Origin of the sequence: Halomonas sp. A020 (assembly GCF_027943625.1) — a bacterium.
Taxonomy (GTDB): domain Bacteria; phylum Pseudomonadota; class Gammaproteobacteria; order Pseudomonadales; family Halomonadaceae; genus Vreelandella; species Vreelandella piezotolerans.
The window spans coordinates 3,929,628-3,949,460 of record NZ_AP022850.1 but is presented as its reverse complement, the minus strand read 5'-3'; the positions used below and the strand labels follow the sequence as shown (position 1 = coordinate 3,949,460).

1 protein-coding gene is annotated in these 19,833 nt (G+C 63.5%); it reads left to right on the top strand.

Going from position 1 to position 19,833, the window contains the following annotated elements:
• The first annotated feature begins 151 nt into the window (after positions 1 to 151).
• The gene (locus tag FRH_RS18475) at positions 152 to 19,819 is read left to right on the top strand and encodes an immunoglobulin-like domain-containing protein (RefSeq protein ID WP_281997496.1); all 19,668 of its coding nucleotides are present in this window, start codon (positions 152 to 154) and stop codon (positions 19,817 to 19,819) included.
• Positions 19,820 to 19,833 lie beyond the last annotated feature (14 nt).

Sequence of the window (19,833 nt, the reverse complement as noted above, 5' to 3'; positions counted from 1 at the left end):
ACTACCACGAGGCCTTAAGGGCCTCGTTTTTTTGTCCATCGGTACAATACTTTTTTGTTCCATACCCTCCTAATCTCGCTGTATATGCCACCGATCTATCTAGTCCCAACGTACTAGCGGGCGGCAACCTACAACGAGTGAGGAGTGACACATGGCGACGGCAACGGTTATCGCGATTACAGGTCAAGCATGGGCGCGTGACGAAGACGGCAACCTACGCGAATTGCGTATCGGGGATGTCCTTCAGGAAGGTGAAACGCTCATTACCTCTGCCGACGGCCGTGTCGAACTCGACTTTGCTGACGGCACGGGCGCTAACGTCGTCGAAGGTGGCCAAGAAGTCGCCGTCACATCCGATCTCGTCAGCGACTTGATCGTTGCCACCGATGCCAGTGCGCAAGATGACGATCTAGAAGCACTCCTCGCCGCGCTCGATGACGAAGATGGTGACCTGCTCGATATCCTAGACGCGACAGCCGCAGGTGCGGGTGCCGGCGGTGGCGGCGGTGGTGGCAACAGCTTCGTACGTGTTGCCCGTATCGCCGAAGAGACCGACCCCCTTAGCTTTAGTACAGAAGGCGGCTTAGAAGGCGCCGAGTTCGTTGAGTTTGATGGTGGTGCCGTTGCGGCTGACGATGGGGAGGATGTGACTGTTCCCACCCCTGCTCCAGAGCCCGGTGCTGACGTTGAGATTATTTTGACGGCTCCTCAGCAGGTGACAGAAGGTCAGCAGATTACGATAACTGCCACTGTCAGTGTTGCACCACAAGGCAGCCCGCTAGTGATTACGCTCAGCAACGGGCAGCAGATCACTATTGCCATTGGTGAGACTACCGGCAGCGTTACGTTCGATAGCCGTCCAGATGATGCCTACTTGCAGGGTGATGGATCAATTGCGATTGGCATTGATACGGCCACGGGAGGCGGATATGACACTATCGATACCACCTCTGAAGCCAATGTGATTGTTAGCGATGATAATGACATCACCACCATTACATTGACCGTTCCGGAAACCGTCACCGAAGGCGAGCCGATCACCGTCAGCGCGAGTGTTAATAACGCCCCGCAAGGCAGCCCGCTGGTCATTACGCTCAGCAACGGCCAACAGATCACCATCGCCGTGGGCGAGACCACCGGCAGCGTGACCTTCGAGAGTCGTGCTGACGATGTTTACCAGCAAGGCACCGACACGCTGAACCTGAGCATCGAGAGCGCCGAAGGCGGCAACTACGAAGCCCTCGACAGTGGCGCCACCGCCGCGGTCACCATCAACGATGACGCCGACGCTACCACCATCACGCTGAGCGCCCCGAGCGCCGTCACCGAAGGCGAGCCGATCACCGTCAGCGCGAGTGTTAATAACGCCCCGCAAGGCAGCCCGCTGGTCATTACGCTCAGCAACGGCCAACAGATCACCATCGCCGTGGGCGAGACCACCGGCAGCGTGACCTTCGAGAGCCGTGCTGACGATGTCTACCAGCAAGGCACCGACACGCTGAACCTGAGCATCGAGAGCGCCGCAGGCGGCAACTACGAAGCTCTCGACAGTGACGCCACCGCCGTGGTCACCATCAGCGATGACGACGACGCTACCACCATCACGCTGAGCGCCCCGAGCGCCGTCACCGAAGGCGAGCCGATCACCGTCAGCGCGAGTGTTAATAACGCCCCGCAAGGCGGCCCGCTGGTCATTACGCTCAGCAACGGCCAACAGATCACCATCGCCGTGGGCGAGACCACCGGCAGCGTGACCTTCGAGAGTCGTGCTGACGATGTCTACCAGCAAGGCACCGACACGCTGAACCTGAGCATTGAGAGCGCCGCAGGCGGCAACTACGAAGCCCTCGACAGTGACGCCACCGCCGCGGTCACCATCAACGATGACGCCGACGCTACCACCATCACGCTGAGCGCCCCGAGCTCCGTCACCGAAGGCGAGCCGATCACCGTCAGCGCGAGTGTTAATAACGCCCCGCAAGGCAGCCCGCTGGTCATTACGCTCAGCAACGGCCAACAGATCACCATCGCCGTGGGCGAGACCACCGGCAGCGTGACCTTCGAGAGTCGTGCTGACGATGTTTACCAGCAAGGCACCGACACGCTGAACCTGAGCATCGAGAGCGCCGAAGGCGGTAACTACGAAGCTCTCGACAGTGACGCCACCGCCGCGGTCACCATCAACGATGACGCCGACGCTACCACCATCACGCTGAGCGCCCCGAGCGCCGTCACCGAAGGCGAGCCGATCACCGTCAGCGCGAGTGTTAATAACGCCCCGCAAGGCAGCCCGTTGGTCATTACGCTCAGCAACGGCCAACAGATCACCATCGACGTGGGCGAGACCACCGGCAGCGTGACCTTCGAGAGTCGTGCTGACGATGTTTACCAGCAAGGCACCGACACGCTGAACCTGAGCATCGAGAGCGCCGAAGGCGGCAACTACGAAGCTCTAGACAGTGACGCCACTACAACAGTCAGCGTCGTCGACGATAATGACACCGTCACCGCCACCCTGAGTGCCGACGCCTCCAGCGTGGCCGAAGGCGGCACCGTCACCTACACCGTCACCCTAACCGGCCCGCAAGGCGCCGACCTCACGGGCCACAACGGCCTCGAGTTCCGCCTGGCCGATGGCAGCACCGTCACCATCGCCGCCGGACAGCTCAGCGGCAGCACCACCGTGACCGCCGCCGATGACGCCTTCGTGGGCGGCCAGGACACCCTGGTCAACCGCATCGACGCGGTGCTCAACAACAGCGACAGCGAGTTCGAAAACCTCGTCACCGCCGGCAACACCAGCGTCACCGTCACCGACGAACCCGGCACCCCCGGTAACCCCGGTGATCCCGGCACGCCCAACGGTGGCGACGGCATCACCGTCAGCATCGTGGCCGACAAAGCCGAGTTCACCGAAGCCGAAGCGCAGACCTTCACGGTCCGCCTCAGCGAAGCCGTAGATCGTGACGTCACCGTCACCCTGGACGGCGGCAACACCGTGACGATCATCGCCGGTGAGACCGAGACCACCTACACCCGTCCCGCCCAAGGCGACGACGTGTTCAACGACGGCGAGACCGTCACGGTTGAACTCGAAAGCGCCGCGGCCAGCGACGGCACCGCGTTCGAGAACGTCACCCTGGGTGACGCCGCTGAAACGCAAGTGGTCGACACCATCGACACCGTGACCGCCACCCTGAGTGCCGACGCCTCCAGCGTGGCCGAAGGCGGCACCGTCACCTACACCGTCACCCTAACCGGCCCGCAAGGCGCCGACCTCACGGGCCACAACGGCCTCGAGTTCCGCCTGGCCGATGGCAGCACCGTCACCATCGCCGCCGGACAGCTCAGCGGCAGCACCACCGTGACCGCCGCCGATGACGCCTTCGTGGGCGGCCAGGACACCCTGGTCAACCGCATCGACGCGGTGCTCAACAACAGCGACAGCGAGTTCGAAAACCTCGTCACCGCCGGCAACACCAGCGTCACCGTCACCGACGAACCCGGCACCCCCGGTAACCCCGGTGATCCCGGCACGCCCAACGGTGGCGACGGCATCACCGTCAGCATCGTGGCCGACAAAGCCGAGTTCACCGAAGCCGAAGCGCAGACCTTCACGGTCCGCCTCAGCGAAGCCGTAGATCGTGACGTCACCGTCACCCTGGACGGCGGCAACACCGTGACGATCATCGCCGGTGAGACCGAGACCACCTACACCCGTCCCGCCCAAGGCGACGACGTGTTCAACGACGGCGAGACCGTCACGGTTGAACTCGAAAGCGCCGCGGCCAGCGACGGCACCGCGTTCGAGAACGTCACCCTGGGTGACGCCGCTGAAACGCAAGTGGTCGACACCATCGACACCGTGACCGCCACCCTGAGTGCCGACGCCTCCAGCGTGGCCGAAGGCGGCACCGTCACCTACACCGTCACCCTAACCGGCCCGCAAGGCGCCGACCTCACGGGCCACAACGGCCTCGAGTTCCGCCTGGCCGATGGCAGCACCGTCACCATCGCCGCCGGACAGCTCAGCGGCAGCACCACCGTGACCGCCGCCGATGACGCCTTCGTGGGCGGCCAGGACACCCTGGTCAACCGCATCGACGCGGTGCTCAACAACAGCGACAGCGAGTTCGAAAACCTCGTCACCGCCGGCAACACCAGCGTCACCGTCACCGACGAACCCGGCACCCCCGGTAACCCCGGTGATCCCGGCACGCCCAACGGTGGCGACGGCATCACCGTCAGCATCGTGGCCGACAAAGCCGAGTTCACCGAAGCCGAAGCGCAGACCTTCACGGTCCGCCTCAGCGAAGCCGTAGATCGTGACGTCACCGTCACCCTGGACGGCGGCAACACCGTGACGATCATCGCCGGTGAGACCGAGACCACCTACACCCGTCCCGCCCAAGGCGACGACGTGTTCAACGACGGCGAGACCGTCACGGTTGAACTCGAAAGCGCCGCGGCCAGCGACGGCACCGCGTTCGAGAACGTCACCCTGGGTGACGCCGCTGAAACGCAAGTGGTCGACACCATCGACACCGTGACCGCCACCCTGAGTGCCGACGCCTCCAGCGTGGCCGAAGGCGGCACCGTCACCTACACCGTCACCCTAACCGGCCCGCAAGGCGCCGACCTCACGGGCCACAACGGCCTCGAGTTCCGCCTGGCCGATGGCAGCACCGTCACCATCGCCGCCGGACAGCTCAGCGGCAGCACCACCGTGACCGCCGCCGATGACGCCTTCGTGGGCGGCCAGGACACCCTGGTCAACCGCATCGACGCGGTGCTCAACAACAGCGACAGCGAGTTCGAAAACCTCGTCACCGCCGGCAACACCAGCGTCACCGTCACCGACGAACCCGGCACCCCCGGTAACCCCGGTGATCCCGGCACGCCCAACGGTGGCGACGGCATCACCGTCAGCATCGTGGCCGACAAAGCCGAGTTCACCGAAGCCGAAGCGCAGACCTTCACGGTCCGCCTCAGCGAAGCCGTAGATCGTGACGTCACCGTCACCCTGGACGGCGGCAACACCGTGACGATCATCGCCGGTGAGACCGAGACCACCTACACCCGTCCCGCCCAAGGCGACGACGTGTTCAACGACGGCGAGACCGTCACGGTTGAACTCGAAAGCGCCGCGGCCAGCGACGGCACCGCGTTCGAGAACGTCACCCTGGGTGACGCCGCTGAAACGCAAGTGGTCGACACCATCGACACCGTGACCGCCACCCTGAGTGCCGACGCCTCCAGCGTGGCCGAAGGCGGCACCGTCACCTACACCGTCACCCTAACCGGCCCGCAAGGCGCCGACCTCACGGGCCACAACGGCCTCGAGTTCCGCCTGGCCGATGGCAGCACCGTCACCATCGCCGCCGGACAGCTCAGCGGCAGCACCACCGTGACCGCCGCCGATGACGCCTTCGTGGGCGGCCAGGACACCCTGGTCAACCGCATCGACGCGGTGCTCAACAACAGCGACAGCGAGTTCGAAAACCTCGTCACCGCCGGCAACACCAGCGTCACCGTCACCGACGAACCCGGCACCCCCGGTAACCCCGGTGATCCCGGCACGCCCAACGGTGGCGACGGCATCACCGTCAGCATCGTGGCCGACAAAGCCGAGTTCACCGAAGCCGAAGCGCAGACCTTCACGGTCCGCCTCAGCGAAGCCGTAGATCGTGACGTCACCGTCACCCTGGACGGCGGCAACACCGTGACGATCATCGCCGGTGAGACCGAGACCACCTACACCCGTCCCGCCCAAGGCGACGACGTGTTCAACGACGGCGAGACCGTCACGGTTGAACTCGAAAGCGCCGCGGCCAGCGACGGCACCGCGTTCGAGAACGTCACCCTGGGTGACGCCGCTGAAACGCAAGTGGTCGACACCATCGACACCGTGACCGCCACCCTGAGTGCCGACGCCTCCAGCGTGGCCGAAGGCGGCACCGTCACCTACACCGTCACCCTAACCGGCCCGCAAGGCGCCGACCTCACGGGCCACAACGGCCTCGAGTTCCGCCTGGCCGATGGCAGCACCGTCACCATCGCCGCCGGACAGCTCAGCGGCAGCACCACCGTGACCGCCGCCGATGACGCCTTCGTGGGCGGCCAGGACACCCTGGTCAACCGCATCGACGCGGTGCTCAACAACAGCGACAGCGAGTTCGAAAACCTCGTCACCGCCGGCAACACCAGCGTCACCGTCACCGACGAACCCGGCACCCCCGGTAACCCCGGTGATCCCGGCACGCCCAACGGTGGCGACGGCATCACCGTCAGCATCGTGGCCGACAAAGCCGAGTTCACCGAAGCCGAAGCGCAGACCTTCACGGTCCGCCTCAGCGAAGCCGTAGATCGTGACGTCACCGTCACCCTGGACGGCGGCAACACCGTGACGATCATCGCCGGTGAGACCGAGACCACCTACACCCGTCCCGCCCAAGGCGACGACGTGTTCAACGACGGCGAGACCGTCACGGTTGAACTCGAAAGCGCCGCGGCCAGCGACGGCACCGCGTTCGAGAACGTCACCCTGGGTGACGCCGCTGAAACGCAAGTGGTCGACACCATCGACACCGTGACCGCCACCCTGAGTGCCGACGCCTCCAGCGTGGCCGAAGGCGGCACCGTCACCTACACCGTCACCCTAACCGGCCCGCAAGGCGCCGACCTCACGGGCCACAACGGCCTCGAGTTCCGCCTGGCCGATGGCAGCACCGTCACCATCGCCGCCGGACAGCTCAGCGGCAGCACCACCGTGACCGCCGCCGATGACGCCTTCGTGGGCGGCCAGGACACCCTGGTCAACCGCATCGACGCGGTGCTCAACAACAGCGACAGCGAGTTCGAAAACCTCGTCACCGCCGGCAACACCAGCGTCACCGTCACCGACGAACCCGGCACCCCCGGTAACCCCGGTGATCCCGGCACGCCCAACGGTGGCGACGGCATCACCGTCAGCATCGTGGCCGACAAAGCCGAGTTCACCGAAGCCGAAGCGCAGACCTTCACGGTCCGCCTCAGCGAAGCCGTAGATCGTGACGTCACCGTCACCCTGGACGGCGGCAACACCGTGACGATCATCGCCGGTGAGACCGAGACCACCTACACCCGTCCCGCCCAAGGCGACGACGTGTTCAACGACGGCGAGACCGTCACGGTTGAACTCGAAAGCGCCGCGGCCAGCGACGGCACCGCGTTCGAGAACGTCACCCTGGGTGACGCCGCTGAAACGCAAGTGGTCGACACCATCGACACCGTGACCGCCACCCTGAGTGCCGACGCCTCCAGCGTGGCCGAAGGCGGCACCGTCACCTACACCGTCACCCTAACCGGCCCGCAAGGCGCCGACCTCACGGGCCACAACGGCCTCGAGTTCCGCCTGGCCGATGGCAGCACCGTCACCATCGCCGCCGGACAGCTCAGCGGCAGCACCACCGTGACCGCCGCCGATGACGCCTTCGTGGGCGGCCAGGACACCCTGGTCAACCGCATCGACGCGGTGCTCAACAACAGCGACAGCGAGTTCGAAAACCTCGTCACCGCCGGCAACACCAGCGTCACCGTCACCGACGAACCCGGCACCCCCGGTAACCCCGGTGATCCCGGCACGCCCAACGGTGGCGACGGCATCACCGTCAGCATCGTGGCCGACAAAGCCGAGTTCACCGAAGCCGAAGCGCAGACCTTCACGGTCCGCCTCAGCGAAGCCGTAGATCGTGACGTCACCGTCACCCTGGACGGCGGCAACACCGTGACGATCATCGCCGGTGAGACCGAGACCACCTACACCCGTCCCGCCCAAGGCGACGACGTGTTCAACGACGGCGAGACCGTCACGGTTGAACTCGAAAGCGCCGCGGCCAGCGACGGCACCGCGTTCGAGAACGTCACCCTGGGTGACGCCGCTGAAACGCAAGTGGTCGACACCATCGACACCGTGACCGCCACCCTGAGTGCCGACGCCTCCAGCGTGGCCGAAGGCGGCACCGTCACCTACACCGTCACCCTAACCGGCCCGCAAGGCGCCGACCTCACGGGCCACAACGGCCTCGAGTTCCGCCTGGCCGATGGCAGCACCGTCACCATCGCCGCCGGACAGCTCAGCGGCAGCACCACCGTGACCGCCGCCGATGACGCCTTCGTGGGCGGCCAGGACACCCTGGTCAACCGCATCGACGCGGTGCTCAACAACAGCGACAGCGAGTTCGAAAACCTCGTCACCGCCGGCAACACCAGCGTCACCGTCACCGACGAACCCGGCACCCCCGGTAACCCCGGTGATCCCGGCACGCCCAACGGTGGCGACGGCATCACCGTCAGCATCGTGGCCGACAAAGCCGAGTTCACCGAAGCCGAAGCGCAGACCTTCACGGTCCGCCTCAGCGAAGCCGTAGATCGTGACGTCACCGTCACCCTGGACGGCGGCAACACCGTGACGATCATCGCCGGTGAGACCGAGACCACCTACACCCGTCCCGCCCAAGGCGACGACGTGTTCAACGACGGCGAGACCGTCACGGTTGAACTCGAAAGCGCCGCGGCCAGCGACGGCACCGCGTTCGAGAACGTCACCCTGGGTGACGCCGCTGAAACGCAAGTGGTCGACACCATCGACACCGTGACCGCCACCCTGAGTGCCGACGCCTCCAGCGTGGCCGAAGGCGGCACCGTCACCTACACCGTCACCCTAACCGGCCCGCAAGGCGCCGACCTCACGGGCCACAACGGCCTCGAGTTCCGCCTGGCCGATGGCAGCACCGTCACCATCGCCGCCGGACAGCTCAGCGGCAGCACCACCGTGACCGCCGCCGATGACGCCTTCGTGGGCGGCCAGGACACCCTGGTCAACCGCATCGACGCGGTGCTCAACAACAGCGACAGCGAGTTCGAAAACCTCGTCACCGCCGGCAACACCAGCGTCACCGTCACCGACGAACCCGGCACCCCCGGTAACCCCGGTGATCCCGGCACGCCCAACGGTGGCGACGGCATCACCGTCAGCATCGTGGCCGACAAAGCCGAGTTCACCGAAGCCGAAGCGCAGACCTTCACGGTCCGCCTCAGCGAAGCCGTAGATCGTGACGTCACCGTCACCCTGGACGGCGGCAACACCGTGACGATCATCGCCGGTGAGACCGAGACCACCTACACCCGTCCCGCCCAAGGCGACGACGTGTTCAACGACGGCGAGACCGTCACGGTTGAACTCGAAAGCGCCGCGGCCAGCGACGGCACCGCGTTCGAGAACGTCACCCTGGGTGACGCCGCTGAAACGCAAGTGGTCGACACCATCGACACCGTGACCGCCACCCTGAGTGCCGACGCCTCCAGCGTGGCCGAAGGCGGCACCGTCACCTACACCGTCACCCTAACCGGCCCGCAAGGCGCCGACCTCACGGGCCACAACGGCCTCGAGTTCCGCCTGGCCGATGGCAGCACCGTCACCATCGCCGCCGGACAGCTCAGCGGCAGCACCACCGTGACCGCCGCCGATGACGCCTTCGTGGGCGGCCAGGACACCCTGGTCAACCGCATCGACGCGGTGCTCAACAACAGCGACAGCGAGTTCGAAAACCTCGTCACCGCCGGCAACACCAGCGTCACCGTCACCGACGAACCCGGCACCCCCGGTAACCCCGGTGATCCCGGCACGCCCAACGGTGGCGACGGCATCACCGTCAGCATCGTGGCCGACAAAGCCGAGTTCACCGAAGCCGAAGCGCAGACCTTCACGGTCCGCCTCAGCGAAGCCGTAGATCGTGACGTCACCGTCACCCTGGACGGCGGCAACACCGTGACGATCATCGCCGGTGAGACCGAGACCACCTACACCCGTCCCGCCCAAGGCGACGACGTGTTCAACGACGGCGAGACCGTCACGGTTGAACTCGAAAGCGCCGCGGCCAGCGACGGCACCGCGTTCGAGAACGTCACCCTGGGTGACGCCGCTGAAACGCAAGTGGTCGACACCATCGACACCGTGACCGCCACCCTGAGTGCCGACGCCTCCAGCGTGGCCGAAGGCGGCACCGTCACCTACACCGTCACCCTAACCGGCCCGCAAGGCGCCGACCTCACGGGCCACAACGGCCTCGAGTTCCGCCTGGCCGATGGCAGCACCGTCACCATCGCCGCCGGACAGCTCAGCGGCAGCACCACCGTGACCGCCGCCGATGACGCCTTCGTGGGCGGCCAGGACACCCTGGTCAACCGCATCGACGCGGTGCTCAACAACAGCGACAGCGAGTTCGAAAACCTCGTCACCGCCGGCAACACCAGCGTCACCGTCACCGACGAACCCGGCACCCCCGGTAACCCCGGTGATCCCGGCACGCCCAACGGTGGCGACGGCATCACCGTCAGCATCGTGGCCGACAAAGCCGAGTTCACCGAAGCCGAAGCGCAGACCTTCACGGTCCGCCTCAGCGAAGCCGTAGATCGTGACGTCACCGTCACCCTGGACGGCGGCAACACCGTGACGATCATCGCCGGTGAGACCGAGACCACCTACACCCGTCCCGCCCAAGGCGACGACGTGTTCAACGACGGCGAGACCGTCACGGTTGAACTCGAAAGCGCCGCGGCCAGCGACGGCACCGCGTTCGAGAACGTCACCCTGGGTGACGCCGCTGAAACGCAAGTGGTCGACACCATCGACACCGTGACCGCCACCCTGAGTGCCGACGCCTCCAGCGTGGCCGAAGGCGGCACCGTCACCTACACCGTCACCCTAACCGGCCCGCAAGGCGCCGACCTCACGGGCCACAACGGCCTCGAGTTCCGCCTGGCCGATGGCAGCACCGTCACCATCGCCGCCGGACAGCTCAGCGGCAGCACCACCGTGACCGCCGCCGATGACGCCTTCGTGGGCGGCCAGGACACCCTGGTCAACCGCATCGACGCGGTGCTCAACAACAGCGACAGCGAGTTCGAAAACCTCGTCACCGCCGGCAACACCAGCGTCACCGTCACCGACGAACCCGGCACCCCCGGTAACCCCGGTGATCCCGGCACGCCCAACGGTGGCGACGGCATCACCGTCAGCATCGTGGCCGACAAAGCCGAGTTCACCGAAGCCGAAGCGCAGACCTTCACGGTCCGCCTCAGCGAAGCCGTAGATCGTGACGTCACCGTCACCCTGGACGGCGGCAACACCGTGACGATCATCGCCGGTGAGACCGAGACCACCTACACCCGTCCCGCCCAAGGCGACGACGTGTTCAACGACGGCGAGACCGTCACGGTTGAACTCGAAAGCGCCGCGGCCAGCGACGGCACCGCGTTCGAGAACGTCACCCTGGGTGACGCCGCTGAAACGCAAGTGGTCGACACCATCGACACCGTGACCGCCACCCTGAGTGCCGACGCCTCCAGCGTGGCCGAAGGCGGCACCGTCACCTACACCGTCACCCTAACCGGCCCGCAAGGCGCCGACCTCACGGGCCACAACGGCCTCGAGTTCCGCCTGGCCGATGGCAGCACCGTCACCATCGCCGCCGGACAGCTCAGCGGCAGCACCACCGTGACCGCCGCCGATGACGCCTTCGTGGGCGGCCAGGACACCCTGGTCAACCGCATCGACGCGGTGCTCAACAACAGCGACAGCGAGTTCGAAAACCTCGTCACCGCCGGCAACACCAGCGTCACCGTCACCGACGAACCCGGCACCCCCGGTAACCCCGGTGATCCCGGCACGCCCAACGGTGGCGACGGCATCACCGTCAGCATCGTGGCCGACAAAGCCGAGTTCACCGAAGCCGAAGCGCAGACCTTCACGGTCCGCCTCAGCGAAGCCGTAGATCGTGACGTCACCGTCACCCTGGACGGCGGCAACACCGTGACGATCATCGCCGGTGAGACCGAGACCACCTACACCCGTCCCGCCCAAGGCGACGACGTGTTCAACGACGGCGAGACCGTCACGGTTGAACTCGAAAGCGCCGCGGCCAGCGACGGCACCGCGTTCGAGAACGTCACCCTGGGTGACGCCGCTGAAACGCAAGTGGTCGACACCATCGACACCGTGACCGCCACCCTGAGTGCCGACGCCTCCAGCGTGGCCGAAGGCGGCACCGTCACCTACACCGTCACCCTAACCGGCCCGCAAGGCGCCGACCTCACGGGCCACAACGGCCTCGAGTTCCGCCTGGCCGATGGCAGCACCGTCACCATCGCCGCCGGACAGCTCAGCGGCAGCACCACCGTGACCGCCGCCGATGACGCCTTCGTGGGCGGCCAGGACACCCTGGTCAACCGCATCGACGCGGTGCTCAACAACAGCGACAGCGAGTTCGAAAACCTCGTCACCGCCGGCAACACCAGCGTCACCGTCACCGACGAACCCGGCACCCCCGGTAACCCCGGTGATCCCGGCACGCCCAACGGTGGCGACGGCATCACCGTCAGCATCGTGGCCGACAAAGCCGAGTTCACCGAAGCCGAAGCGCAGACCTTCACGGTCCGCCTCAGCGAAGCCGTAGATCGTGACGTCACCGTCACCCTGGACGGCGGCAACACCGTGACGATCATCGCCGGTGAGACCGAGACCACCTACACCCGTCCCGCCCAAGGCGACGACGTGTTCAACGACGGCGAGACCGTCACGGTTGAACTCGAAAGCGCCGCGGCCAGCGACGGCACCGCGTTCGAGAACGTCACCCTGGGTGACGCCGCTGAAACGCAAGTGGTCGACACCATCGACACCGTGACCGCCACCCTGAGTGCCGACGCCTCCAGCGTGGCCGAAGGCGGCACCGTCACCTACACCGTCACCCTAACCGGCCCGCAAGGCGCCGACCTCACGGGCCACAACGGCCTCGAGTTCCGCCTGGCCGATGGCAGCACCGTCACCATCGCCGCCGGACAGCTCAGCGGCAGCACCACCGTGACCGCCGCCGATGACGCCTTCGTGGGCGGCCAGGACACCCTGGTCAACCGCATCGACGCGGTGCTCAACAACAGCGACAGCGAGTTCGAAAACCTCGTCACCGCCGGCAACACCAGCGTCACCGTCACCGACGAACCCGGCACCCCCGGTAACCCCGGTGATCCCGGCACGCCCAACGGTGGCGACGGCATCACCGTCAGCATCGTGGCCGACAAAGCCGAGTTCACCGAAGCCGAAGCGCAGACCTTCACGGTCCGCCTCAGCGAAGCCGTAGATCGTGACGTCACCGTCACCCTGGACGGCGGCAACACCGTGACGATCATCGCCGGTGAGACCGAGACCACCTACACCCGTCCCGCCCAAGGCGACGACGTGTTCAACGACGGCGAGACCGTCACGGTTGAACTCGAAAGCGCCGCGGCCAGCGACGGCACCGCGTTCGAGAACGTCACCCTGGGTGACGCCGCTGAAACGCAAGTGGTCGACACCATCGACACCGTGACCGCCACCCTGAGTGCCGACGCCTCCAGCGTGGCCGAAGGCGGCACCGTCACCTACACCGTCACCCTAACCGGCCCGCAAGGCGCCGACCTCACGGGCCACAACGGCCTCGAGTTCCGCCTGGCCGATGGCAGCACCGTCACCATCGCCGCCGGACAGCTCAGCGGCAGCACCACCGTGACCGCCGCCGATGACGCCTTCGTGGGCGGCCAGGACACCCTGGTCAACCGCATCGACGCGGTGCTCAACAACAGCGACAGCGAGTTCGAAAACCTCGTCACCGCCGGCAACACCAGCGTCACCGTCACCGACGAACCCGGCACCCCCGGTAACCCCGGTGATCCCGGCACGCCCAACGGTGGCGACGGCATCACCGTCAGCATCGTGGCCGACAAAGCCGAGTTCACCGAAGCCGAAGCGCAGACCTTCACGGTCCGCCTCAGCGAAGCCGTAGATCGTGACGTCACCGTCACCCTGGACGGCGGCAACACCGTGACGATCATCGCCGGTGAGACCGAGACCACCTACACCCGTCCCGCCCAAGGCGACGACGTGTTCAACGACGGCGAGACCGTCACGGTTGAACTCGAAAGCGCCGCGGCCAGCGACGGCACCGCGTTCGAGAACGTCACCCTGGGTGACGCCGCTGAAACGCAAGTGGTCGACACCATCGACACCGTGACCGCCACCCTGAGTGCCGACGCCTCCAGCGTGGCCGAAGGCGGCACCGTCACCTACACCGTCACCCTAACCGGCCCGCAAGGCGCCGACCTCACGGGCCACAACGGCCTCGAGTTCCGCCTGGCCGATGGCAGCACCGTCACCATCGCCGCCGGACAGCTCAGCGGCAGCACCACCGTGACCGCCGCCGATGACGCCTTCGTGGGCGGCCAGGACACCCTGGTCAACCGCATCGACGCGGTGCTCAACAACAGCGACAGCGAGTTCGAAAACCTCGTCACCGCCGGCAACACCAGCGTCACCGTCACCGACGAACCCGGCACCCCCGGTAACCCCGGTGATCCCGGCACGCCCAACGGTGGCGACGGCATCACCGTCAGCATCGTGGCCGACAAAGCCGAGTTCACCGAAGCCGAAGCGCAGACCTTCACGGTCCGCCTCAGCGAAGCCGTAGATCGTGACGTCACCGTCACCCTGGACGGCGGCAACACCGTGACGATCATCGCCGGTGAGACCGAGACCACCTACACCCGTCCCGCCCAAGGCGACGACGTGTTCAACGACGGCGAGACCGTCACGGTTGAACTCGAAAGCGCCGCGGCCAGCGACGGCACCGCGTTCGAGAACGTCACCCTGGGTGACGCCGCTGAAACGCAAGTGGTCGACACCATCGACACCGTGACCGCCACCCTGAGTGCCGACGCCTCCAGCGTGGCCGAAGGCGGCACCGTCACCTACACCGTCACCCTAACCGGCCCGCAAGGCGCCGACCTCACGGGCCACAACGGCCTCGAGTTCCGCCTGGCCGATGGCAGCACCGTCACCATCGCCGCCGGACAGCTCAGCGGCAGCACCACCGTGACCGCCGCCGATGACGCCTTCGTGGGCGGCCAGGACACCCTGGTCAACCGCATCGACGCGGTGCTCAACAACAGCGACAGCGAGTTCGAAAACCTCGTCACCGCCGGCAACACCAGCGTCACCGTCACCGACGAACCCGGCACCCCCGGTAACCCCGGTGATCCCGGCACGCCCAACGGTGGCGACGGCATCACCGTCAGCATCGTGGCCGACAAAGCCGAGTTCACCGAAGCCGAAGCGCAGACCTTCACGGTCCGCCTCAGCGAAGCCGTAGATCGTGACGTCACCGTCACCCTGGACGGCGGCAACACCGTGACGATCATCGCCGGTGAGACCGAGACCACCTACACCCGTCCCGCCCAAGGCGACGACGTGTTCAACGACGGCGAGACCGTCACGGTTGAACTCGAAAGCGCCGCGGCCAGCGACGGCACCGCGTTCGAGAACGTCACCCTGGGTGACGCCGCTGAAACGCAAGTGGTCGACACCATCGACACCGTGACCGCCACCCTGAGTGCCGACGCCTCCAGCGTGGCCGAAGGCGGCACCGTCACCTACACCGTCACCCTAACCGGCCCGCAAGGCGCCGACCTCACGGGCCACAACGGCCTCGAGTTCCGCCTGGCCGACGGCAGCACCGTCACCATCGCCGCCGGACAGCTCAGCGGCAGCACCACCGTGACCGCCGCCGATGACGCCTTCGTGGGCGGCCAGGACACCCTGGTCAACCGCATCGACGCGGTGCTCAACAACAGCGACAGCGAGTTCGAAAACCTCGTCACCGCCGGCAACACCAGCGTCACCGTCACCGACGAACCCGGCACCCCCGGTAACCCCGGTGATCCCGGCACGCCCAACGGTGGCGACGGCATCACCGTCAGCATCGTGGCCGACAAAGCCGAGTTCACCGAAGCCGAAGCGCAGACCTTCACGGTCCGCCTCAGCGAAGCCGTAGATCGTGACGTCACCGTCACCCTGGACGGCGGCAACACCGTGACGATCATCGCCGGTGAGACCGAGACCACCTACACCCGTCCCGCCCAAGGCGACGACGTGTTCAACGACGGCGAGACCGTCACGGTTGAACTCGAAAGCGCCGCGGCCAGCGACGGCACCGCGTTCGAGAACGTCACCCTGGGTGACGCCGCTGAAACGACGCCGCTTGAAACGCAAGTGGTCGACACCATCGACACCGTGACCATCAAGCTCAGCGCCCCGGATGCCGTTACCGAAGGCGAGCCGATCACCGTTAGTGCGAGCGTCGACCACGCTCCGCAAGACAGCCCGCTGGTCATCAGGCTAAGCAACGGCCAACAGATCACCATCGCCGTGGGTGAAACCACTGGCAGCGTGACCTTCGAGAGCCGTGCTGACGATGTCTACCAGCAAGGCACCGACACGCTGAACCTGAGCATCGAGAGCGCCGAAGGCGGCAACTACGAAGCTCTCGACAGTGACGCCACCGCCGCGGTCACTATCAGCGATGACGCCGACGCTACCACCATCACGCTGAGCGCCCCGAGCGCCGTCACCGAGGGCGAGCCGATCACCGTCAGCGCGAGTGTTAATAACGCCCCGCAAGGCAGCCCGCTGGTCATTACGCTCAGCAATGGCCAACAGATCACCATCGCCGTGGGCGAGACCACCGGCAGCGTGACCTTCGAGAGTCGTGCTGACGATGTCTACCAGCAAGGCACCGACACGCTGAACCTGAGCATCGAGAGCGCCGAAGGCGGCAACTACGAAGCTCTGGACAGTGACGCCACTGCCGCTGTCACCATCAGCGATGACACTGACGCTGCCACCATTGCCCTCCACGACATTACTGTGAACGAAGGCAGCGGAACGGCTACGATCAGTGCCACATTGAGCCATCCAGCGGGTAAAGAATTCACGGTGACGTTGAGTAATGGAGCGACCATTACGTTTGCTCCTGGAGCAACGGAAAGCACCTCGACTGCGTTTGCTATTCAAGGTGATGATGTTTACCTCGATAGTGAAAGCTATGAAGTCTCGGTGAGTGATTCAGGCGATCATAATTTCGAAAGCTTGGATATCAGCGATAAAGCTACTGTGACAGTGAACGATACCGTTGATACGACGACCGTCAGTATCAGTGCGATTGTCACTAAAACGTCTGAAATCAACGTAGGTAACGTTGATACGACCAGCAGTTTTACCGTAACTGCTTATAAAGGTAACGGTGAGGTGGGGCAGATCTCTAAGGTCACGGGAACCGTCCATGATGGCTTTGGTGTGGTTGGCTCTTCATCGGGCGGTGCAGCCAGCAGCGAGCTTGGCTACGTTGGAAATGGCCAGAGTGAGAAGATTGCGGTTGAATTTAACAACCAGGTCAAGTCTTTTGACGTTCAGTTTGCATGGCGAAATAATGCTGAGAAGGCACGTGTAGACTTCTTTGACAGCGAAGGGAACTCTGTTGGTTGGGCTGTCGTGTCGGGCGGTGGCAGTGCCACAGATGCGTTAGTGACTTATTACGACGCTCAAGGCAATGTCACAAAAACAGAACATGCGCCGGGTGGCTCTGATAGGGTAGATAACGCTTATACGTTCGAGCCTGGAAGCGGCTTGCTCTTTACTCGAGCTGAATTTACAGCCGTTGGTCATGATGATGACTATTTGATACATGCTATCAAGTATAAAGAAGTGCTGTCTGAAGATGCGGCTACGATTGATGGTCCTTCTGACGTCGTCTTTGATATACAGACGTCCAATCCGCCGGATGTGAGCCAATATGATTTTGAATACACTTTCCCAACTGCACTCGTGGAAGTGGCCGGTACACAGTATTTAGTTAACCTTGACCGCAATGGTAAGGGGACGCTATCGGTAAGTGCGGACGGGAATAGCGACCTGACAGCAACAGTGCTTGAAGTCAATGGCAATTTCGAATCAGTAGCTGTGCCAGAAAGTGCCACTCTCTACAAAGGCCTGTTGGTTGTTGGCAGTAACCTAGATGATGATGGTAGCCAAGCGGCGCCGCCAGCACATAATACGCCTAACCCGCAAGAGCCCAATAGTGGTGTGATTCAAGGTGGCTCTGGTAACGACGTCATCATTGGTGATGTCGGTGGGGCGAAAGTGACTGTTGAGCCAGGCGGTAACTATAATATTGCCCTAATCGTCGACGTCTCGGGGAGTATGGGTAATGCTTCGGGCACCGCCGGTCTAACTCGGATGGAGCTAGCCAAGCAGGCGCTCTCACAACTTGTTACCGAGCTTGCGGGCCATTCCGGCGTCATCAATATTGCACTGATACCGTTTGCCGGTAGCGGACAAACGTCCATCAAAGCATCGGTAAAAGATTTACAAAGTGGCGAGCTTCTTAAGAACTTGACTGACGCCATTGATACGTTAAGTGCTAACGGCGGTACGAACTATTCTGCCGCGTTCAATGCCGCCGAGCAGTGGTTTAGCGGTAGTGATGCCAAGGCTGGGTATGAGAACCTAACCTTCTTTTTAACCGATGGTGATCCCACCTTCTACGGGGCTAACGATCAAGGGCCAGGGAACTCAACAAATGCTGACGTGTTGCGCGCCTCTATCGATGCTTATGGATCGTTGGTGCAGGCTAGTAGCACGAAGGTCTATGGCGTAGGCATTGGAAATGGGGTCAATCAAGATTATTTGAACTTCTTTGACAATACCAATAGCTTAGGTCAAGGAACTGTCAGTGTAATCGATACCGTTACGTTGGCTGATTTTAGTGGCAGTAATGACGTACTTGACAGAGCGTCTAATTGGGCAGGAGCTGGCAGTAATGGTCGCTTTGTCATCGATCAAGGCTATCTGCAAATTTCAGATTCAAGAAACCAGGGTGCCTTCTCTGTTACGAGCGATCAGTTTAACGTGGCCGCCGATGGTAGCCAGTTACGTTTCTCTTACTCCACTTTTAGTAACTCAAGTGACGTCTTTGGATATCAGCTTCAAAAATTGGTTGGAGGCTCTTGGAACTCGCTCATCAATAGCGGTTTGAGTAGAACGGCTGGCTCTACCATTGTCATCAATGATCTGGCTGCAGGTGACTACAGGCTTGTCTACTCTGTAGATGACCGGAGTAGCAATAACTCCAATGCAACAATGTCTTTGAATGAAATTAGCCTAGTGTCTCCTGTACCCGTGACAGCCGCTATTGGCCAACCACAAATCGTCAATACAGCAGATGAACTCTCTGTTGCGTTGAACCAAGGATCTACCGAACTGGAGTTGGCAGACGTCGGGGACGATATACTCCGTGGTGGTGAGGGTGACGATATTATCTTTGGCGATGCTATCTTCACTGATAATTTGACATGGGAGGGACGCGACTCGGCTGAGCTTCCTGATGGTTCTGGATTGAAGGCTCTGAAAGCGTACCTTGAGGATGATCTGGGCCGTGTGCCAACAACGGATGATATTTACAACTACATCAAGGATAACTATGAGAGCTTGGTAGATCCGGACCCTGTTAAAGGTGGCAATGACACGCTGATTGGAGGTCAAGGAGACGATATCTTGATTGGCGGACTCGGTGCCGATACTTTCAAGTGGGAGCTCAATGATCAAGGCACTACCGATCAACCTGCCACTGATATGGTGATGGACTTCAATGCTAGTGAAGGGGATGTTTTGGATATCTCTGAGTTGCTTCAGAACGAAGAGAATGCCACCGATCTGAGTACCTATATCGTTGCAGAAGAGGAGGGGACGGACACGGTTCTATATATCAGCTCGGACGGCAACTTGGCCGGCAATAAAGAGAACGCAGACCAAGTAGTTCGCTTAGAAGGTAAGAGCTTCTCTGACTTCGGCGGCGGAAGTGCTCAGGATGTCATTCAGCATATGTTGAATAACGACCAGCTCAAAATCGATCAATAACCCCTCACTCAACC